Below are 20165 nucleotides of genomic sequence, written 5' to 3'. Positions count from 1 at the left end.
ATCAGCCTTCGTCGTCGTTCTTCTTCTTCGCTTTCGGCTGGCGCGTCTTGCGGTCCTCTGCCTCCACCACGCGGTTGACCTGCCACTGCTGGGCGATCGACAGCAGCGTATTGGTGAGCCAGTAGAGCACCAGCCCGGCCGGGAAGAACGCGAAGAACACGGTGAATACGATGGGCAGGATGCTCATCACCTTCGCCTGCACCGGGTCCGGCGGCGCCGGGTTCAGCTTCTGCTGGCCGAACATGGCCGCGCCCATCAGGATGGGGAGAATGAAGTACGGGTCCCGCGACGAGAGGTCCTGGATCCAGAGCATGAACGGCGCCTGGCGCATCTCCACGCTCTCGAGCAGTACCCAGTAGAAGGCCAGGAAGAACGGCATCTGTACGAGGATGGGCAGACAGCCTGCCGCGGGATTCACCTTCTCCCGTTTATACAGCTCCATCATCGCCTGGGAGAGTTTCTGGCGATCGTCCTTGTAGCGTTCCTGGATGGCCTTCAGCCGCGGCTGCAGCTTGCGCATCTTGGCCATCGAGCGGCCGCTGGTCTCCGTCAGCTTGTAGAACACCAGCTTGATGAGCAGCGTGACGATGATGATGGACCAGCCCCAGTTGCCGACGAAGTCGTGCACCTTGTCCAGCAGCCAGAACAGCGGCTGCGAGAGGATGGTCAGGAAACCGTAGTCGACCGTGAGCTTCAGCGTCTCGGCGACCTGGGTCAGCTGATCCTGGATCTTCGGACCCACGAACAGGGTCAGCTCGAGGCTGCCGGTTTCGCCGGGCGCGAAGCTGTACGCCGGGCCGATCGCGCTCGCCAGAAAGTTGTCGCCGCGGGCGCTCAGGTCGTAGCGGTATTGCTCGCCGGACGGCGGCACGATGGCCGACAGGAAATGATGTTCGATGGCGGCCAGCCAGCCGTTCTCGGCGCGGGCCTGCACGGGCCCGTCGTCCTGCAGGTCATCCGGTTTGATCTTCTCGTACTTGTCGCCGTTGTAGAGCACCGGTCCATCGTAGGAGTAGGTGGCCACGTCGAACATGGACCGCTCCTGGGCGTGCATCCGATGTGCGATCTGGCCGTACGGGGCGGCGGCCCAGGTCTCGGCCGTACCGTTCGTGACGCGCTGCTCCATCGGGATGATGTAGCTGCCACGTTCGAAGCGGTAGATCTTGGTGACGCTGAGGCCGTCTTCGCGCTCCCAGGTGAGAGGCACCTCGAGCGCGTCCTCGCCGTCACCCAGACGGTACTCGCTGCGTGGCGCGGTGAATTCGGCCCGGTGGTTGGGCTCGGGCTGGTTCGTATCGCCGGAGACGGTACGCAGGCCGGTGCGGAACACCGCGAGTTCGTTCGGCGAGGGGTTCAAGACCTGCACCAGCTGGTCGGGCCGGTCCTTCTCCACCGGATAGCGCCGCGTCACGGCGGAAACGATGTCGCCGCCGCGGCTCGAGATCAGCACGTCGAGCACGTCCGTGACCACCCGGACTCGGGTCTCCGCCGGCTCGGCGACGCCGTCGGCGGGGCGCGGAGCGGTGACGCCGCCGGCGCTATCCACCGTCGGCACATCGCCGACGTCGGGCAGATCCGTGCTCAGCGTGTCGTCAGGCGGCAGGCGCTCGGCTGCCTGTTGCGACGACGGGTCGGCGGGCTGCGGCCGCGGGGCATAGTCCTGCTGCCAGGTTGTCCAGGTCATGAAAGCCATGAGCCCGAACAGAGCCCAGATGAAGAGGCGTTGGTTTTCCATGGGCGCTTGTCAGGCAGTCGTTAAGCGGTTCTTGTGCTCCGCCCGGGCGGTAGCGCGCGAGCGTCGATCATCCCTCGGCCCGGCGCCGGCTACGGAGGCGACGCCAGTGGGTCTCGAGACTTCGGGTTAACGTCTTGTTGCTGGCCTCGGCGGCCGGCGGTCGGCTGATGACAACTATATCAGCGCAGGGCAGTCGGTCGCACCCGTGGCGGAAGGATTCGCGGATGAGCCGCTTGATGCGATTGCGTGCGACCGCGCTTTTCGCGGTGCGCCGGGAGACGGCCATGCCCAGGCGAGGGCCGGACTGGTCCCCGAAATTGGCGAGCACGGTGAAGTAAGCGTCGGCGCTTCGGGTGGCGCGGCGGAAGACACGGGAGAAGTCGGCACCGGTGGTGAGCCGGGCTTCCCGCGGGAATCGTGCAGAAGATCGTGCAGAAGATTGCCGGGGGGCGTCTCTGCCGTCGTGCCCGGATGAGCCGTCGGATGGACTCAGGGCGTGAGGCGGGCGCGGCCTTTCGCCCGACGACGCTTCAGCACCTGCCGACCGGCCTTGGTCGCCATGCGGGCACGGAAACCGTGAACGCGCTTCTTCTTGATTCTGCTGGGCTGGTAGGTACGTTTCATCGTCTTCGATCCCGGTGGTGAGGGCACCCGTCACAAGGGGCGAAGAAGGGTACGCACGGGGTGTGGCCGTGTCAACTTGCACAGGCGTATTTCGTCGGCGGACGTCAGCTAGATTAGCGCAGGGGATGCGGTATAGACTTGACGGTCCTCCCGCGGATTTCCGCGCGGCTGCGCGTCGATCCGGGAAAGCTGCAAAAACAACCGTTATTCGAGTCACCCTTATTCCAGTCACCCCGGGGATCCCGTTGCAGACCGACACCACGCTATGGAACCGCTGCGTCCGTCAGCTGCGATCGGAGCTGCCGGAGCAGCAGTTCAATACCTGGATCCGTCCGCTGCAGGCGGTGGAGCAGGGCGACGTCCTGCGGCTGCTGGCGCCCAACCGGTTCGTGGTGGAGTGGCTGCGGGAACACTTCCTGCAACGTATCAGCGAAGTGGTGACCAATGCCGATGCCGATGCAAAAGTCATAATCGAAGTGGGTTCGCGAGGTGGATCGCCGGCCCCGACGGCGGCTGCGGTGGCGCCCCCGCCCGCCAGGAGCACGGGCGGCCCGCGGCCACAGCCCATCGACAGCCGGCTGAACCCGGAATTCACGTTCGAGAATTTCGTCGAGGGCAAGAGCAACCAGCTCGCGCGGGCCGCAGCCTCCCAGGTGGGGGAAAACCCCGGCAAGGCATACAATCCGCTGTTCATTTACGGCGGAGTGGGACTCGGCAAGACCCACCTGATGCATGCCGTGGGCAACCTGATGCTGGCACGTAACCCGGAGGCGCGGGTGTGCTATGTCCATTCCGAGCGCTTCGTCGGCGACATGGTGAAAGGCCTCCAGCACAACACCATCAGCGAGTTCAAGCGCGCCTATCGCTCTCTCGACGCCCTGCTGATCGACGACATCCAGTTCTTCGCCGGCAAGGAGCGCTCCCAGGAAGAGTTCTTCCACACTTTCAACGCGCTGCTCGAAGGGCAGCGCCAGATCATCCTCACCTGCGACCGGTATCCGAAAGAGGTCAACGGTCTGGAGGAGCGCCTGAAGTCCCGTTTCGGCTGGGGCCTGACCGTGGCCATCGAGCCGCCGGAGCTGGAGACTTCGGTGGCGATCCTGATGAGCAAGGCACAGAACGAAGGCGTGGTGCTGCCGGAGGAGGTCGCCTTCTTCATTGCGAAGCGGATCCGCTCGAACGTCCGCGAGCTCGAAGGCGCGTTGCGGCGGGTCATTGCGAATTCACGCTTCACGGGCAGGGCCATCACGCTCGATTTCACGAAAGAGGCGCTGCGGGATCTGCTCGCGTTGCAGGACAAGCTGGTGACGGTGGAAAACATCCAGAAGACCGTGGCCGAGTATTTCAAGATCCGTGTCGCGGACCTGCTGTCGAAGCGGCGCAGCCGCTCGATCACGCGGCCGCGGCAGATCGCCATGAGTCTGGCCAAGGAGTTGACCAGTCACAGCCTGCCGGAGATCGGCGATGCTTTCGGCGGGCGTGACCATACGACCGTGCTGCATGCATGCCGGCGGGTGAAGGCGCTGCGCGAGACCGAGAGCCGGGTCGAAGAGGATTATCTGAACCTGTTGAGAACCCTGACCGGATGATGTGGATAACTTGTTGGTAATCGCAGCGGGTGGTTTTATCCACAGGCGGTGCACAGGTGGCAATGAGGTTACCGGCCGGGTTATGGGCAGGAAAAAATAGGTTAAGATATTGTTTTAAAAAGCTTTTTATCGGTTATTCACAGTCCGCGGGCGGGCTAATAACGATAATAAAATTCTAAATATTCAATATTTATTAACAGGTGGAATCGATGAAATTCACTGCTCCCCGGGAGATCTTGCTGAAACCCCTCCAGGCCATCATCGGCGTGGTTGAGCGGCGTCAGACGATGCCGATACTGGCGAATATGCTGCTGGTGGTGAAAAACGGTCAGTTGCTGGTAACGGCGACGGACCTGGAAGTGGAGCTCGTGGCGAGTGCGGACGTCGACGTGGAGAGTGAGGGCGAGATCACGGTGCCGGGCCGGAAGCTGCTGGATATCTGCCGGGCGCTGCCCGATGGCGTGACGGTATCGGTCGCCGTGAAAGGCGACCGGGTTCAGGTGCAGGCCGGGCGCAGCCGGTTCAATCTGTCATCACTGCCCGCTGCGGAATTCCCGACGGTGGAGGATATCCAGGCCAGCCAGAGCTTCAGCCTGCCGCGGGAGGCGGTCGAGCGGCTACTCGAGAAGACGCATTTCGCAATGGCGCAACAAGACGTGCGCTACTACCTGAACGGGATGCTGCTGGAGACGGGGGAGCATTACCTGCGGGCGGTGGCGACGGATGGGCACCGCCTGGCGCTGTGCGAGGTGGGGGTGCAGGATCAGAACCTGCCGGCGCAGCAGGTCATCGTGCCGAGAAAGGGCGTTATCGAGTTGCAGAGGCTGCTGGATGGGAGTGGTGACCTGACGATCGATATCGGGTCGAATCACATCCGGATCCAGGTGGGCGGTATCCGGTTCACCTCGAAGCTCATCGACGGGAGGTTCCCGGAGTACGAGCGGGTGATACCCCAGGACCCGCCGAACGTGCTGACGGCGGACCGGGGTACGCTCCGCCACGCGCTGCAGAGGGCTGCGATCCTCTCGAACGAGAAGTATCGAGGTATCCGGCTGGACATCAAGGACAGCGGAGTGGTGATCCAGGCACATAACCCGGAGCAGGAAGAGGCCGAGGAAGAGGTCGAGGTGGAGTACAGCGGGGAAGACATCGAGATCGGCTTCAACGTGAATTACCTGCTGGATGCGCTGGCCGCAGTCGAATCGGAGTCCGTGAAGCTCGGGCTGACGGACAGTAACAGCAGTTGCCTGGTTACGGATCTCGACAGGGACGACAGCAAGTTCGTCGTCATGCCGATGCGGCTGTAGACGGCTGCCGGGGTTTCACCCGGTGAGCCTGATCAGGGTCGATATTGCGGATTTCCGCTGTATCGGGTCGGCGCGGCTCGAGCTGACGGCGCGCAACAACCTCATCTACGGGCCGAACGGGAGCGGCAAGACCAGCCTGCTCGAGGCGATCGGCTTCCTCAGCCGGGGCCGGTCATTCCGGGGAACTCGTACCGACGGCCTGGTGCGGCATGGGGCGGGCCACTTCACCGTGGCGGCGGTGGTGCATTCCGGCGACCGGGAGCACAGGCTCGGCGTGGAGGCGGGGCGGGGGCATCTGGCGATCCGGGTCGACCGTCAATCGGCCGATAGCCTGGCGGCGCTGGCGGAGAAGCTGGCGGTTCAGGTGATCGATCCGGAGATCCACAGGCTGGTCTCGGACGGGCCGGAAGTCCGCCGTCGGTTCCTCGATTACGGTGTGTTTCACGTGGAACATGTCTTTCTGGATGCGTGGCGTCGCTACCGCAGGGCGCTGAGGCAGCGCAATGCCGCCCTGCGCGAGGGGTTGGGAGACCAGTCGGTGAAAGCGTGGGAGCCGGAGCTGATAGCGGCCGGCGAGACGGTAGACGATCTGCGGCGACGGCATGTGGCGGCGCTGTCAGAGGCTTTCGTCGAACTCGGGAAGAGACTCCTTGCGGGTTCGGTCGCGTGCGAGTATCGGTCGGGCTGGCCCGAAGGGAGTAGTCTGCAGGCCGCACTGGATGGTGTTCGCAGCCGTGATCGGGAGCAGGGCACGACGACGGTCGGGTCCCACCGGGCCGATCTGCGGCTGGTGTATCGGGAGCGTAGTGCACGGCAGCAGGTATCCCGCGGCCAGCAGAAGCTGTTCGGTGCGGCCCTCGTGCTAGCCCAGACCCGGCTGATGGCGGAGCGGTTGGGAGATCCACCTGTGCTGCTGGTGGACGACCCCGCGGCGGAACTGGATCGGTCTTCCCTGGCCGGTTTGATGGGGTGTGTGCTCGAGACGGACAGCCAGCTGATCGTGACGGCCCTGACGGAGGATGCGGTCTCGCTTCCCGATGGCACCCGGGTGTTCCACGTGGAACATGGCGAGGTCACTGCTGCGGGCTGATCCCCGGCACTCGGCGCGCGATTGCGCCGCTACACGCGCGACCCGTGCACCCCTCAGGGATGCTATAATGGCACGCTTGATCCGGAGGGTGCCGAATGGCAGATCAGAATACCTACGATTCCAGTAATATCAAGGTCTTAAAGGGCCTCGAGGCCGTGCGCAAACGGCCGGGTATGTACATCGGAGACACCGATGACGGCACCGGTCTGCATCACATGGTCTTCGAGGTCGTCGATAACAGCATCGACGAGGCCCTGGCCGGTTACTGCACCAACATCATCGTCACCATCCACGCCGACGAATCGGTGACTGTGTCCGACGACGGACGCGGCATCCCGGTGGACATCCACCCGGAGGAAGGCCGCTCCGCGGCGGAGGTCATCATGACGGTCCTCCACGCCGGCGGTAAGTTCGACGACAACTCGTACAAGGTCTCGGGCGGCCTGCACGGCGTGGGTGTCTCGGTGGTGAACGCCCTGTCCGAGCAGCTCAGCCTCACCATCTACCGGGCCGGTGAGGTTCATTACCAGGAATACCGGATGGGCGAGCCCGTCGGTCCCCTGAAGGTCGTCGGCGAGACGGACAAGAGCGGCAGCATCATCCGCTTCCGCCCGAGCGACACGATTTTCAACAACATCGAGTTCAGTTACGACATCCTGGCGAAGCGACTGCGCGAGCTCTCGTTCCTGAACTCGGGCGTTCATATCGAGCTGGTCGACGAGCGCACCGATCAGCACGACGTCTTCGAGTACCAGGGCGGCATCCGGGCCTTCGTCGAGCACCTGAACCGGAACAAGACCACCATCCACGACAGCGTGATCCATATCGAGGCAGAGCGTGAGGGCGTCACCGTGGAAGCGGCGATGCAGTGGAACGACGCCTATCAGGAGATCATGTTCTGCTACACCAACAACATCCCGCAGCGGGATGGCGGCACGCACCTCGCCGGGTTCCGCAGTGCGCTGACGCGGACGCTGAACAGCTACATCGAGCGGGAGACGACCGGCCGCAAGGAGAAGGTCACGCCGGCCGGCGACGATTCCCGGGAAGGCCTGACCGCCGTCCTCTCGGTAAAGGTGCCGGATCCGAAGTTCTCCTCGCAGACCAAGGACAAGCTGGTCTCCTCGGAGGTGAAGGGCATCGTCGAATCCGCCATGGCCGAGGCGCTGGAGGACTTCCTCCTGGAGTATCCCCAGGAAGCGAAGGCCATCGTCGCAAAGATCATCGATGCCGCCCGGGCCCGGGAGGCAGCGCGCAAGGCGCGGGAGATGACCCGGCGCAAGGGCGCCCTCGACGTCGCCGGTCTGCCGGGCAAGCTGGCCGACTGCCAGGAGAAGGACCCCGCGCTGTCCGAGCTGTTCCTGGTGGAGGGCGACTCCGCCGGCGGCTCAGCCAAGCAGGGCCGGGATCGCCGTACCCAGGCGATCCTGCCGCTGAAGGGCAAGATCCTGAACGTGGAGAAAGCCCGTTTCGACAAGATGCTCTCCTCCGCGGAAGTGGGAACGCTCATCACGGCGCTCGGCTGCGGCATCGGTCGCGACGATTTCGATCCGGACAAGCTGCGTTACCACCGCATCATCATCATGACGGACGCCGACGTCGACGGCTCGCACATCCGCACCCTGCTGCTGACGTTCTTCTACCGGCAGATGCCGGAGCTGATCGAACGGGGGCACATCTACATCGCCCAGCCGCCGCTGTACAAGATCAAGCGGGGCAAGCAGGAGGTCTATCTCAAGGACGACGCGGAACTCACCGAGTACCTGCTGACTTCCGCTCTCGAGGGCGCCGAGCTGCATGTCAACGACGCGGCGCCGGCCATGTCCGGCTCTGCCCTCGAGACACTGTCGCGGGACTACATGACCGTGCAGTCCATCATCGACCGGCTGGCCAGGCGCTATAACGAGAAGGTGCTGCGGGCGATGCTGGAGGTACCCCGGGTCGGCGAGGAGATCCTGGGGAATATTGACCGATTGGAAGAATGGACCCGGTCACTCTCCGAGTCCCTCCCGAAAGGTCCCACTCAGAGCAGCCGGGACGCCAACGGCGGCAGCTACGAGGCCACGCTGGAACGAGGCGACAACGGCGGCGAAGGCACGCGCATCGCCATCCATCACACCCAGCACGGGCTCACCACCACCCGCTACATCCCGAAGGAATTCTTCGAGTCGGCGGAGTACCGCCGCATGGCTTCCCTCGGCGAGCAGATGCAGGGGCTGATCGGCGACGGGGCCTACGTGCAGCGTGGCGAGCGCCGGGAGGAAATCTCCAGCCTGGGCGAGGTCGTGCAGTGGTTCATGACCGAGGCACGCCGCGGCCAGTCGGTGCAGCGCTACAAGGGTCTGGGCGAAATGAATCCGGACCAGCTCTGGGATACCACCGTCAATCCGGAGACCCGACGCCTCATGCAGGTGCGCATCGAGGACGCCGTGCGCGCGGACGAGATCTTCACCACGCTTATGGGCGACCAGGTGGAGCCGAGGCGGGAGTTCATCGAGGACAACGCGCTGGCGGTGTCCAACCTGGACGTCTGAGCGGGCTCAGCCGCGGCGGGATCCGCCCGGCCGGTTCGAATCGGACTTCTTGTCCGCCGAGCCCGCCGACTGCGGCGGGTCGTCCGCGCGCTTCGACTGCATGCTCCGTGACGGGCCGGATGCCGTCGCGCCGTCTCCCGGTCCGTCCGTCTCTTCCGTCTCTCCTGCGACGTTCTGCTGCTCGCGCTTGTCCGCCCGCCCGCCCGGTCCGGTCCGACGGTCGCGCGCCTCGTCGCCTTTACCTTTAGGTTTACCTTTGCCCTCGCCGCCCGGTCCGCTCATTCCGTGCGCCCGTGTCCCCGCATCCCGCTCCGCTTCGGCTGCGCTCTCCGCGATGTCGTCGATGTTGCGAATGGTCTTCTCGATCCAGTCCTGGATCTCCCGGTTCACCTCCCGGGGATCACGGCCCTCTGCGTCGACCGGCTCGCCGATCACGAAGGTCACCGTGCCGGGTTTCTTCAGCCAGCCGCGCCGCGGCCAGTAGTGCCCGGCATCGTGCGCAACGGGTACGATCTTTCTGCCTGACGCGGCCGCCAGCGCTGCACCGCTCACCCCGTAGCGCCGCGTCTGTCCGGCCGGCATGCGGGTACCCTCCGGGAAGATCATCACCCAGATCCCCTCGCGCAGGCGCGCGCTGCCCTGGCTGATGACCTGGCGCACGGCGCTGCGTCCGGCGCCCCGGTTGATCGCGATCGGCTTCAGCAGTGCGATGCCCCAGCCGAAGAACGGCGCGAACATCAGTTCCCGCTTCAGCACCCACGTCTGTGGCGGGAAGAGCAGGAGTTCGGCCAGCGTCTCCAGCGTCGACGAATGCTTCAGCAGCACCACCGAGGCCTCGTCCGGGATGTTCTCGCGCCCCACCACGCGGTAATCGAGACCGACCAGGTGGCGCATCACCCACATCACCTGCCGCACCCACGCCACGGCGATCGGATAGCGCACGCGGTGCGGCAGGGGCGCCAGCAACAGCAGCGCGAAAACGTAGAACGGCACGGAGACGAACAGCCACACCGTGAAGACGATCGATCGCAGCATCTGCATGACGGCTAGCGTTCCCCCCTGAGTGCGGCGGCCGCCGCCGCGAGGTCGTCGTACACCTGGGCGTCGCCCGCCTTGCCTTCGGCCTCGGTACACCGGCCGTTGCCCGTGCGCACCAGCATCGGCCGCGCCCCGACCGCCCGCGCGGCGTCCAGGTCCCGGGCGGAGTCTCCGACAACCGGCACGCCCCCGAGATCGACGCCGTAGTGCTCCGCCAGCCGTTGCAGCAGCCCCGGCCGCGGCTTGCGGCAGTCGCAGCCATCGTCCGGATGATGCGGGCACCAGACGATACGGTCGATCTCGCCGCCGGCTTCACGGACGACCGCGTGCATCTTGGCATGGATCCTCGCGAGCGTCGCCTCGTCGAACAGCCCGCGGGCCAGCCCTGACTGGTTGCTGGCGACCGCCACCGTGAACCCTGCCCGGTTCAGCCGCGCGATGGCCTTTGCGCTGCCGGGCAGCGGGACCCACTCTTCCGGGCTCTTGATGTAGGCGGCCGAATCCCGGTTTATCGTGCCGTCCCGATCCAGCACCACGAGCTTCACCCCTTCCATTCTGCCGGGCCTAGCCGCTGGACAGCCGTGATATGTCCGCCACTTCGAGGAACAGTCCGCGCAGCTCCGCCAGCAGGCCCAGACGGTTGCGGCGCACCCCGATGTCCTCGTCCATCACCAGCACGTGATCGAAGAACTCGTCCACGGGTTCGCGCAGCAGCGCCAGGCGGTCCAGCACCTCGGTGTATTCCCGGCCCGCCAGCAGGGGTTCCACCTCGGCCCGGGCCTCGCCGAGCGCGGCGAACAGCGTCTTCTCCTCCGCCTCCTTCAGCAACGTCTCGTCCGGTGCCGCCCCGGCGTCGCCTCTGGCCTGCCGCAGGATATTGGCGATGCGTTTGTTCGCCGCCGACAGACTCTCGGCACTGGCGTGACGGGCGAAGGCCGCCACCGCCCGCAGCCGGGCGTCGAAATCGAGCGGCGAGCGCGGCTCGCGCGTCAGCACCGCCTGGAACATCTCCGGCGTGATCGACGGTTCGCGCTCGGCGTACCAGGCCCGTAGTCGCTCCATGACGAAATCGTAGATCTCGCCCGCAAGCTGCGGCTGCCCCTCGCTCTCGGCCACCGGCTGCAACGACAGCGCCTCGGCGATCGCCGCCTTCAGGTCCAGCTCCAGCCCGCCCTCGATGACGATGCGCAGCAGCCCGAGCGCGCCACGGCGCAGGCCGAACGGATCCCGGTTGCCGGTCGGCCGCCGGCCGATGGCGAAGATGCCGGCCAGCGTATCGAGCCGGTCGGCCAGCGCGAGGATGCGCCCTGCGTCGGTGGCCGGCAGCGCGTCGCCGGCGTAGCGGGGCAGGTACTGCTCGGCGATGGCCGCCGCCACCGCTTCCGGCTCGCCGTCGGCACGGGCGTAATGCCCGCCCATGATGCCCTGCAGGTCCGGGAACTCGCCCACCATGTCCGTCAGCAGGTCGGCCCGCGCGAGTTCCGCCGCCCGCACGGCGTGCTCCGGCGCCACATCGAGTTCGCGGGCGAGGTGCCCTGCCAGGGCGGCCACCCGCTGGCTCTTCGCGAGCAGCGTGCCGAGTTCTCGCTGATATACGACGTGCTGCATCTCGTCCCGCCGGGTGGCCAGCGCCATGCGCCGGTCCGCTTCCCAGAAGAACGCGGCATCGGCGAGCCTGGGCTTGACCACCCGCTCGTTGCCTTCGCGCACCTTCTCCGGTTCCCTGCTCTCCAGGTTCGCAACAGCGATGAAGCTCGCCACCAGCGCGCCGTCGTCGCGCTCGACAGGGAAGTAACGCTGGTGTTTCTGCAGCGTGGATACCAGCACCTCGCGGGGCAGCTCCAGGAAGGCGGGATCGAAGGATCCAGTCACGGCCACCGGCCACTCGTTCAGTGCGGCGACCTCGTCCATCAGCGCGGCATCGCTTACCGGTTGGCCGCCCGCCGCCGCTGCGGCCTCGCTGACGGTGCGGCTGATGGAGTCGCGCCGCTCATCGAAATCCACCACGACCCGGCCCGCGTCCCTGAGCGTCTCCACGTAAGCTCCCGGCTCCGCGATCGCGATCGCGCGGTCGCCGGCATGTACCCGATGGCCGCGGCTGTGCCGGCCCGACTCCAGCCCGTACAGGCGACCGGGTACGACCTCGTCCCCGAGCAGCATCACCACCCAGTGCACCGGGCGCACGAACTCGGCGTCGCCATCGCCCCAGCGCATGCGCCGCGGCACCGGCAGCCGGTCCAGGGCCGCCTGCACCAGTTCGGGGAGCAGCTCCGCGGTCGTCCGTCCCTTGCGAACGGAGCGGTGCGCCAGCCATTCGCCCTTCGACGTGCTGACCCGCTCCAGTTCCTCCACTGCCACACCGCACTTGCCGGCGAAGGCCTGGGCCGCACGGGTGGGGTTGCCGTCGTCGTCGAATGCCACCGTCACCGGCGGGCCGCGCATCTCCACTTCCTCGTCGGGCTGTCCGAGGGGCACGGACTCCACCAGCGCCGCCAGCCGGCGCGGGCTCGCGTAGGGATGCACGGTACCGTGAGGCAGACCGGCCCCCTCCAGGGCCTCGCCCAGGCCGCCGGCGAAGGCCTCCATCAGCCCGCGCAGCGCCGTCGGCGGCAGCTCCTCGGTGCCGATCTCGACCAGAAGATCCCGCGGCTCGCTGCCGTCCTGCCTGCTCACGGCGTCTCCCCCTGAGCGCGCCCGCGCCCCGCGGTCTCGACCATCGGGAAACCGAGTGCGCGGCGGCTCTCGTAATAGGCCTCGGCTACCGCCCGGGCCATCGTGCGCACGCGCAGGATGTAGTGCTGCCGCTCGGTGACGGAGATGGCCTGGCGGGCGTCCAGCAGGTTGAAGGCGTGGGAAGCCGTCAGCACCTGTTCGTAGGCCGGCAGCGCCAGATTCAGCTCGATGAGCCGTGCATTTTCTTGCTCGCATTGCTCGAAGGCGGCGAACAGATACTCCACGTTCGCCTCCTCGAAGTTGTAACGGGACTGCTCGACCTCGTTCTGGTGGAAAACGTCCCGATAGGTGATGCGCCCCAGCGGCCCGTCGGTCCAGACGATGTCGAAGATGCTCTCCACCTGCTGCAGGTACATGGCGATGCGCTCCAGCCCGTAGGTGATCTCGCCGGTAACGGGCCGGCACTCGAGGCCGCCCACCTGCTGGAAGTAGGTGAACTGGGTGATCTCCATGCCGTTCAGCCAGACTTCCCAGCCGAGACCCCAGGCCCCGAGGGTAGGCGACTCCCAGTTGTCCTCGACGAAGCGGATGTCGTGAACGCCGGAGTCGATGCCGAGGGCGGCCAGCGAGCGCAGATACCTGTGCTGGATGTCCGCCGGCGAGGGTTTGATCACCACCTGATACTGGTAATAGTGCTGCAGGCGGAAGGGGTTGTCCCCGTAGCGGCCATCGGTTGGCCGCCGGCACGGCTGCACGTAGGCCGCGCTCCACGGCTCCGGGCCGATGGAGCGCAGGAAGGTGGCGGGGTGGAAGGTGCCGGCGCCCATCTCCATGTCGTAGGGCTGCTGTACCACGCAGCCTTCCGCCGCCCAGAACTGCTGCAGGCGGAGAATGAGATCCTGGAAGGTCTGCGGCGGCGCAGCCGGCGCTTTGTCGGCAGTCGGTTGCATGTTCGGCATGCCGGTCACAAAAGACGCCGCAGTATACCGGACCGCCGGCGCCCTGCCGATCCGTCGGGTCCGCAGCCGCCAACGGGAATCCGCCCGTGCGGATTCTGACCCACTTTGGTGCAAAAGGGCGTAGAATTGCACATAGACGGTGCAAACCCTCTCCGGCCGCTTTCTTTTAATCCCATCTATTCAGGGAGTTAGCATGCACCAAAAACTGGCACGCATCCTGCATGCTGCCAAGGTCCAGGTGCATCAGCGCATGTTGCCTTCCCGGGCATAGGGCCGGGGAAAAACATAACCACAGCACATAACCACAGCACATAACCACAGCCAATGGAATTCTGGAGGAAACCCCATGACCCCTGCTGAAGTACTCAGCCTCATAAAAGAAAAGGACGTCAAGTTCGTCGATTACCGGTTCACCGACACCAAGGGCAAGGAGCAGCACGTGACCGTGCCTGCCCACACCATGGAAGACGAGGTGTTTGAGGAGGGCAAGATGTTCGACGGCTCGTCCATCGCGGGCTGGAAGGGCATCAACGAGTCGGACATGATCCTGATGCCCGACCCGACGACTGCCGTCCTGGACGTCTTCTGCGAAGAGACCACCCTGAATCTCCGCTGCGACGTCGTCGAGCCCTCCACCATGCAGGGCTACGAGCGCGATCCCCGTTCGCTCGCCAGGCGCGCCGAGGAATATCTGAAGTCCACCGGCATCGCGGACACCGCGTTCTTCGGCCCGGAGAACGAGTTCTTCGTATTCGACGATGTGCGCTTCGGCTCTGCCATGGAAGGGGCCTACTACCACATCGATTCGTCCGAGGGTGCCTGGAACTCGGGTCGCGACGTGCCGGAAGGCAACATGGGTCACCGCCCGGGCGTGAAGGGCGGCTATTTCCCCGTGCCGCCGGTGGACAGCCTGCACGACATCCGTGGCGCAATGTGCCTCGCGCTCGAGGAGATGGGCCTGAAGACCGAGGTGCATCATCACGAGGTGGCCACGGCCGGCCAGTGCGAGATCGGCGTCGCCTTCAATTCGCTCACCCGCAAGGCGGACGAGGTGCAGATTCTGAAGTACGTCGTGCACAACGTGGCGCACGGGTACGGCAAGACGGCCACCTTCATGCCCAAGCCGCTGGTGAACGACAACGGCAACGGCATGCACGTGCACCAGTCGCTGGCGAAGGACGGCAAGAACCTGTTCACGGGTGACGGCTACGGCGGCCTGTCGGAGACGGCGCTGTACTACATCGGCGGCATCATGAAGCACGCCAAGGCGCTGAACGCCTTCACCAACCCGGCAACGAACAGCTACAAGCGGCTGATCCCGGGCTTCGAGGCGCCCACGATCCTCGCCTACTCGGCGCGGAACCGCTCCGCCTCCATCCGCGTGCCCTACATCGCGAACCCGAAGGCGCGCCGCATCGAGGTGCGCTTCCCGGACTCGATGGCGAACCCCTATTTCGCCTTTGCGGCGATGATGATGGCCGGCCTGGACGGCATCCAGAACAAGATCCACCCCGGCGATCCGGCGGACAAGGATCTCTACGACCTGCCGCCCGAGGAGGAGAAGAACCTGCAGACGGTCTGCTTCTCGCTGGAGCAGGCGCTGCGCGCGCTGGACGAGGACCGCGACTTCCTGAAGGCCGGCGGCGTGTTCACGGACGACCTCATCGACGGTTATCTCGCGCTGAAGGAGGAGAACGTACAGCTGCTCCGGATGACGACCCATCCGGTCGAGTTCGAGATGTACTACAGCCTCTGACAGGACCCGGCGTCCGGGCGATTATGTCGCCCGGGCGCTGGCCCGCTCCGGGGGTGCGGGTTATGCTAGCGGCATGCGCCTTACCGTATTCTTCGTCGCACTGCTGCTCGTCCAGCCCGCCCTCGCCCAGGTCTACCGCTGGGTCGACGAGGACGGCGTCGTGCACTACACCGACCGCCCGGTCGAGGGTGCCGAGGTCGTCAATCTGCCGGAGGCCAGAGGCACCACCTTCCGCCGGCCGGCGCCGCTTCCGTCGGCGGACAGGGCCGCGCCGGTCGAAGAGGATGCCGATCAGGGCTTCACTTACCGGAGCTTCCAGATCGTGCAGCCGTCTGACGAGGAGACACTTTGGAACATAGGCGCCACACTGGATGTGTCGTTGAGCCTGACACCGGGCCTCAGGGAGGGTCACGAGATCGAGGTGTGGTTCGACGGCTCGGTGTTGGAGAGCCGCGCGCCCGGGAGCCTCAGCTTCACGATACCGGAGGTCTACCGGGGCACCCACACTCTGTGGGCACGGGTGCTGGATTCCAGCGGCCAGGTGCGCATCCAGAGCAACGAGATCACGTTCTACGTACAGCAGACCTCGGTGATCAATCCTCCCTGATCGGCACCGGCGGGTCTGATGCCGAGGGGGCCCGCGTCATCATCGAGTATCTCTCAACCAGCGTCATCCTCCTGGATGACGAATTCCGCGTCGTCGACCTGAACCCTGCGGCCGAGAATCTCCTCGGCGTCAGTCACGAACGGGCCCGGGGCACGCCGCTGGTCAGCCTGTGCGGCGACAACCGGAAGCTCGCTGAGGTGCTGCAGCGGGCGCTCGACGCCGGCCAGACCTTTGCGCGCGAAATCACCTTCGCCACGCGCAACGGCGACGACGACCAGCGCATCACCGACTGCCGGGTCACGCCCCACGGCGGCATCCGCCACGACGTCACACTCATCGTGGAGTTCTCGGACGTCACCCGGCGCTCGCGCATTACCCGGGAGAACGCGCTGCTGGCGCAGCACTTCACCGGCCGCAAGATCATCCGCCAGCTGGCACACGAGATAAAGAACCCGCTCGGCGGGCTGCGCGGCGCCGCGCAGCTGCTCGAGCGCCAGCTCGCCAGCCCGGAGCTGAAGGAATACACCGGCGTCATCATTCGTGAGGCGGACCGTCTCGCGGGCCTGGTGGATTCGCTGCTCGGGCCCGGCGGCCAGGTCGCCCGGCGCGAGACCAACATCCACGAGGTGCTGGAACACGTGGCCCAGCTGGTCTCCGCGGAGACCGAGGGCAGTCTCCGCCTGGAACGGGACTATGACCCGGGTCTGCCGCCGATGATGCTCGACCGGGACCTGATGGTGCAGGCCGTGCTGAATCTCGTACGCAATGCCGTGGCCGCGACCGGCCCCGCCGGCACCGTGACGCTGCGCACCCGGGCGATCACCAACTTCACCATCGGCGACATCCGCCACCGAGTCATCGCCAGCATCGACGTGGAGGACGACGGGCCGGGGATCCCCGAGGAACTGCAGGACTCCGTGTTCTATCCGCTGGTTACCAGCCGGCCCGAGGGCACCGGCCTCGGCCTGCCGCTGGCGCAGGAACTGGTGAACCGCCACGGCGGGCTCATCGAGTTCACCAGCCGGCCCGGCTCCACCGTCTTCCACATCCGGCTGCCGCTGACCGAACCGGACGGGCGCAAGCCATGAACGACAGCCACGTCAGAGTCTGGGTGGTCGACGACGATCATTCGGTGCGCTGGGTGCTGGACCAGGCGCTCGCCCAGTCGGGCATGGAGCCCCGCTGCTTCGACCGGGCCGAGGACTTTCTGGATGCTCTCGGCGACTCCGTGCCCGACGTCGTCATCACCGACGTGCGCATGCCCGGCATCGACGGGCTGGAGCTCATGCAGCGCCTGAACAAGGATCATCCGGACCTGCCCGTCATCGTCATTACGGCGCACTCGGACCTGGACAGCGCCGTCGCTGCCTACCAGGGCGGCGCCTTCGAATACCTGCCGAAACCCTTCGACGTGGACGAGGCCGTGGAGCTGGTCCGCCGCGCCCGCCGCGAGCGCGCGAGCCGCGAGGTCGAGGACGGCGAGAGCCAGCCGGTGATCCCCACGCTGATCGGCCAGGCCCCCGCCATGCAGGAGGTCTTCCGTTCCATCGGCCGGCTGGCGCGCTCCAGCATGACAGTGCTGATCACCGGCGAGTCCGGTACCGGCAAGGAGCTGGTGGCCCGGGCCCTGCATCAGCACAGCCCCCGCTCGCGCAAGCCGTTCGTCGCGCTGAACACCTCGGCCATCGCCTCGGAGCTGCTCGAGTCCGAACTGTTCGGCCACGAGCGCGGCGCCTTCACCGGGGCCGACTCCCGGCGCACCGGCCGCTTCGAGCAGGCCGACGGCGGCACCCTGTTCCTCGACGAGATCGGCGACATGTCGGCTGCGCTGCAGACCCGCCTTCTGCGGGTGCTAGCCGAGAGCGAGTTCTACCGGGTGGGCGGGCAGGTTCCCATCCGGGTGGATGTCCGTGTGATCGCCGCCACAAACCACGACCTCGGACGCGCGGTAAAGGAAGGGACGTTCCGCGAGGATCTGTTCCACCGCCTGAACGTCATCCGCATCGAGACGCCGCCGCTGCGCGAGCGCCGCGAGGATATCCCGCTGCTGCTCGCCCATTACCTCGGCGCGGCGGCGCGGGAGCTCGGCATCGAGGCGAAGACGCTGAGCGACGAGGCGCTCGCGATACTCACCGCCTTCGACTGGCCCGGCAACGTGCGCCAGCTGGTGAACGCCTGCCGACGGCTGACCGTCACCGCCCCCGGCAACGTCATCGGCCCCGCGGATATCCCGCCGGAACTGGGCGGAAGCCGCGCGGAGGCTCCCGGCCGGCAGAACTGGGCAGTAAGCCTCGCGCGCTGGGCGGAACAGCGGCTGCGCACGCCGGGAGCGCCGCCGCTGCTGGACGAGGCCCTGCCCGAGTTCGAGCGCACGCTGATCCGTGCCGCGCTGGCGGAGTCGAACGGCCATCGCCAAGAGGCGGCCCGGCTGCTCGGCTGGGGGCGCAACACCCTCACCCGCAAGATCCGCTCGCTGGAGATCGAGGACTGACCCGGGGAACCGTTCCCGCGGCCGCGCTGAAATAGACCGCGGGAATAAAAGCCGGGCCCGGCGGGTCTCCGTCCGTGAATCAGCAATCGCACGGACAAAGATCATGCAGCCCCGCACGCGCCTCCAGACTCCCCTCGTTTTCGTCCTGTACGCGCTGATGGCGGTGGCGGCAGCTTCCCAGCAGGTTCCCGACGACGCGGCCGACGTCCGCCCGCTCGACGTCGGCGAGCGAGCCCCGGCCTTCGAGGCCCCGGCACCGGACGGCAGCGTCTACGCGTTCCACCCGGACGAGCTGGACCGTCCGGCGATCCTGATCTTCTACCGGGGCGGCTGGTGTCCCTACTGCAACAGCCACCTGGCCGAACTGCGCGACGCCGTCCCGAAACTGCAGGACGCCGGCTACGAGGTATTGTTCCTCTCCGCCGACCGGCCGTCCCGCCTGCGCGCCAGTCTGGAAGAGCCGGACCTGGACTACCGGCTTCTGTCCGATGCCTCGATGGCGATCGCGCGCGACTGGGGCATCGCGTTCCGCGTGGACGACGAGACCGCCGAGCGCTATCGCGGCCTCGGCATCGACCTCGCAGCCGCGTCGGGCTACGACCATCAGCAGCTGCCGGTACCCAGCGTATTCCTGGTGGACGGCGACGGCTTCGTTCGCTTCCGCTACGTGAATCCGGACTACCGGGAACGGCTCAGCGCAGAAGCGCTGCTCGAGGCCGCCGGCGTCGACTGACGCCGCTCAGCAGACCGGTGCGTTGCCCCGTTCCGGTATCTGCAAGGAGCCGACGAGGGCCTCCACCGACGGGATGCCGTGGCGGGAGAGATAATCGGCGATGCCGTCGTTGATCTTGCGGCAGAGCAGCGGGTCGTAGAACAGCGCCGTGCCGATGCCGACGGTGGTGGCGCCGGCGATCAGGAACTCCAGCGCATCCTTCGCGGTATGGATGCCGCCCTGGCCGATGATGGGCACGCCGTGGCGCTTCGCCACCTGGTACACCTGGTGCACCTTCAGCAAGGCGATGGGCCGTATGGCGGGGCCTGACAGCCCGCCCTGCACGTTGCCGATCACCGGCGTGCGAGACTCGGTGTCGATGGCCATGCCCATGATGGTGTTGATGACGGCCAGCGCGTCGCTGCCCGCCTCGATGCAGGCGCGGGCATTCTCCGCGATGTCGGTCTGGTTCGGCGAAAGCTTCGTGATGATGGGCTTGTCCGTCACCTTGCGGCAGGCCTCCACCACCCGCGCGGACATCTCCGGGTAATTGCCGAAGGCGACCCCGCCCTCCTTGATGTTGGGGCAGGAGATATTGATCTCGATGGCGTCGATGGGCGAGTCGTCGAAGCGCCGCGTCACCTCGGCATAGTCCTCGATGGTGGAACCGCAGACGTTGGCGAAGAAGCGGGTCTCGTCGAAGTCCAGCGTCGGCAGAATCTCGTCCACCACCTTGTCGGCGCCGGGATTCTGCAGGCCGATGGCGTTCAGCATGCCCATCGGCGTCTCCCAGATGCGATGGGGCGGGTTGCCGAGGCGGGGCTCCGGCGTCGTGCCCTTCAGCACCACGGCGCCGACGTCCCGGTTGGAGAAGCCCTCCACCCGGGTGTACTCCTCGCCGAAGCCGACGCAACCGGACAGCAGCACGATGGGTGAGGCCAGTTCCAGGCCGCAGAAGCGGACCCCCACGGGGTGCGCGCTCTCCGTAGCCTGCACGGGGTTCTTCGCGTCGGTGGCTGCAACCATGTCGTCGAGGTTCGGTCCGCGGGA

General features: G+C 66.4%; 17 protein-coding genes. 9 read left to right on the top strand and 8 right to left on the bottom strand.

Annotated elements, in window-relative coordinates:
* Nucleotide 1: 1 nt before the first annotated feature.
* The 3 genes from yidC to rpmH form a co-directional block, all read right to left on the bottom strand.
* Nucleotides 2-1735, bottom strand: coding sequence for a membrane protein insertase YidC (yidC, locus tag ACJMKZ_RS09200; RefSeq protein WP_405232889.1), 1734 nt, complete (start codon nucleotides 1733-1735; stop codon nucleotides 2-4).
* Between the two features lie 67 nt (nucleotides 1736-1802).
* On the bottom strand, nucleotides 1803-2228 hold the full coding sequence (gene rnpA / locus ACJMKZ_RS09195) for a ribonuclease P protein component (RefSeq protein ID WP_405233165.1): 426 nt from the start codon (nucleotides 2226-2228) through the stop codon (nucleotides 1803-1805).
* The gene (gene rpmH, locus ACJMKZ_RS09190; protein ID WP_405232888.1) at nucleotides 2225-2359 is read right to left on the bottom strand and encodes a 50S ribosomal protein L34; all 135 of its coding nucleotides are present in this window, start codon (nucleotides 2357-2359) and stop codon (nucleotides 2225-2227) included. The genes rnpA and rpmH overlap by 4 nt, the downstream gene beginning before the upstream one ends.
* Nucleotides 2360-2604: 245 nt before the next feature.
* Here rpmH and dnaA point away from each other — a divergent pair, with 245 nt between their 5' ends.
* The 4 genes from dnaA (at nucleotide 2605) to gyrB (ending at nucleotide 8879) form a co-directional block, all read left to right on the top strand.
* Complete coding sequence (dnaA, locus tag ACJMKZ_RS09185; protein WP_405232887.1) at nucleotides 2605-3948, top strand: chromosomal replication initiator protein DnaA; 1344 nt, start codon at nucleotides 2605-2607, stop codon at nucleotides 3946-3948.
* A gap of 209 nt (nucleotides 3949-4157) precedes the next feature.
* Nucleotides 4158-5255, top strand: a complete 1098-nt coding sequence (gene dnaN, locus ACJMKZ_RS09180) for a DNA polymerase III subunit beta (RefSeq protein ID WP_405232886.1) — start codon at nucleotides 4158-4160, stop codon at nucleotides 5253-5255.
* Between the two features lie 22 nt (nucleotides 5256-5277).
* Nucleotides 5278-6345, top strand: coding sequence for a DNA replication/repair protein RecF (gene recF / locus ACJMKZ_RS09175; RefSeq protein WP_405232885.1), 1068 nt, complete (start codon nucleotides 5278-5280; stop codon nucleotides 6343-6345).
* A 95-nt stretch (nucleotides 6346-6440) separates the two neighbouring features.
* Nucleotides 6441-8879 (top strand): DNA topoisomerase (ATP-hydrolyzing) subunit B, encoded by a 2439-nt coding sequence (gene gyrB / locus ACJMKZ_RS09170; protein ID WP_405232884.1) that lies wholly within the window; start codon nucleotides 6441-6443, stop codon nucleotides 8877-8879.
* 6 nt (nucleotides 8880-8885) lie between these two features.
* Here gyrB and ACJMKZ_RS09165 read toward each other — a convergent pair whose 3' ends face one another.
* The 4 genes from ACJMKZ_RS09165 to glyQ are packed head-to-tail and all read right to left on the bottom strand — an operon-like array spanning nucleotide 8886 to nucleotide 13540.
* On the bottom strand, nucleotides 8886-9920 hold the full coding sequence (locus ACJMKZ_RS09165; RefSeq protein ID WP_405232883.1) for a lysophospholipid acyltransferase family protein: 1035 nt from the start codon (nucleotides 9918-9920) through the stop codon (nucleotides 8886-8888).
* Between the two features lie 5 nt (nucleotides 9921-9925).
* Complete coding sequence (gene gmhB / locus ACJMKZ_RS09160; protein WP_405233164.1) at nucleotides 9926-10462, bottom strand: D-glycero-beta-D-manno-heptose 1,7-bisphosphate 7-phosphatase; 537 nt, start codon at nucleotides 10460-10462, stop codon at nucleotides 9926-9928.
* Nucleotides 10463-10481: 19 nt separating this feature from the next.
* Complete coding sequence (gene glyS / locus ACJMKZ_RS09155) at nucleotides 10482-12590, bottom strand: glycine--tRNA ligase subunit beta (protein WP_405232882.1); 2109 nt, start codon at nucleotides 12588-12590, stop codon at nucleotides 10482-10484.
* Entirely contained in the window at nucleotides 12587-13540 is a 954-nt protein-coding gene (gene glyQ, locus ACJMKZ_RS09150; RefSeq protein WP_405232881.1) for a glycine--tRNA ligase subunit alpha, read from the bottom strand. The genes glyS and glyQ overlap by 4 nt, the downstream gene beginning before the upstream one ends.
* A 355-nt stretch (nucleotides 13541-13895) precedes the next feature.
* On the opposite strand from glyQ, the gene glnA reads away from it, so the two are divergent.
* The 5 genes from glnA to ACJMKZ_RS09125 all read left to right on the top strand — a co-directional run bounded on the left by glnA (nucleotide 13896) and on the right by ACJMKZ_RS09125 (nucleotide 19136).
* On the top strand, nucleotides 13896-15305 hold the full coding sequence (glnA, locus tag ACJMKZ_RS09145) for a glutamate--ammonia ligase (RefSeq protein ID WP_405232880.1): 1410 nt from the start codon (nucleotides 13896-13898) through the stop codon (nucleotides 15303-15305).
* Nucleotides 15306-15378: 73 nt separating this feature from the next.
* Nucleotides 15379-15912 (top strand): DUF4124 domain-containing protein, encoded by a 534-nt coding sequence (locus ACJMKZ_RS09140; protein ID WP_405232879.1) that lies wholly within the window; start codon nucleotides 15379-15381, stop codon nucleotides 15910-15912.
* The gene (gene glnL / locus ACJMKZ_RS09135; protein ID WP_405232878.1) at nucleotides 15816-17000 is read left to right on the top strand and encodes a nitrogen regulation protein NR(II); all 1185 of its coding nucleotides are present in this window, start codon (nucleotides 15816-15818) and stop codon (nucleotides 16998-17000) included. The genes ACJMKZ_RS09140 and glnL overlap by 97 nt, the downstream gene beginning before the upstream one ends.
* Nucleotides 16997-18403, top strand: coding sequence for a nitrogen regulation protein NR(I) (ntrC, locus tag ACJMKZ_RS09130; protein WP_405232877.1), 1407 nt, complete (start codon nucleotides 16997-16999; stop codon nucleotides 18401-18403). The genes glnL and ntrC overlap by 4 nt, the downstream gene beginning before the upstream one ends.
* A 103-nt stretch (nucleotides 18404-18506) precedes the next feature.
* Entirely contained in the window at nucleotides 18507-19136 is a 630-nt protein-coding gene (locus ACJMKZ_RS09125; RefSeq protein WP_405232876.1) for a peroxiredoxin-like family protein, read from the top strand.
* Nucleotides 19137-19142: 6 nt separating this feature from the next.
* Here the strand turns inward: ACJMKZ_RS09125 and ACJMKZ_RS09120 are convergent, their stop codons facing one another.
* Nucleotides 19143-20141: a dihydroorotate dehydrogenase gene (locus ACJMKZ_RS09120; protein WP_405232875.1), complete on the bottom strand. Its 999-nt coding sequence runs from the start codon at nucleotides 20139-20141 to the stop codon at nucleotides 19143-19145.
* Nucleotides 20142-20165 lie beyond the last annotated feature (24 nt).

Source organism: Lentisalinibacter salinarum, assembly GCF_040706555.1.
Taxonomy (GTDB): Bacteria; Pseudomonadota; Gammaproteobacteria; order Steroidobacterales; family Woeseiaceae; genus Lentisalinibacter; species Lentisalinibacter salinarum.
The sequence above is the reverse complement of the archived record's forward strand: the minus strand, read 5'-3'. Positions and strand labels throughout refer to the sequence as shown.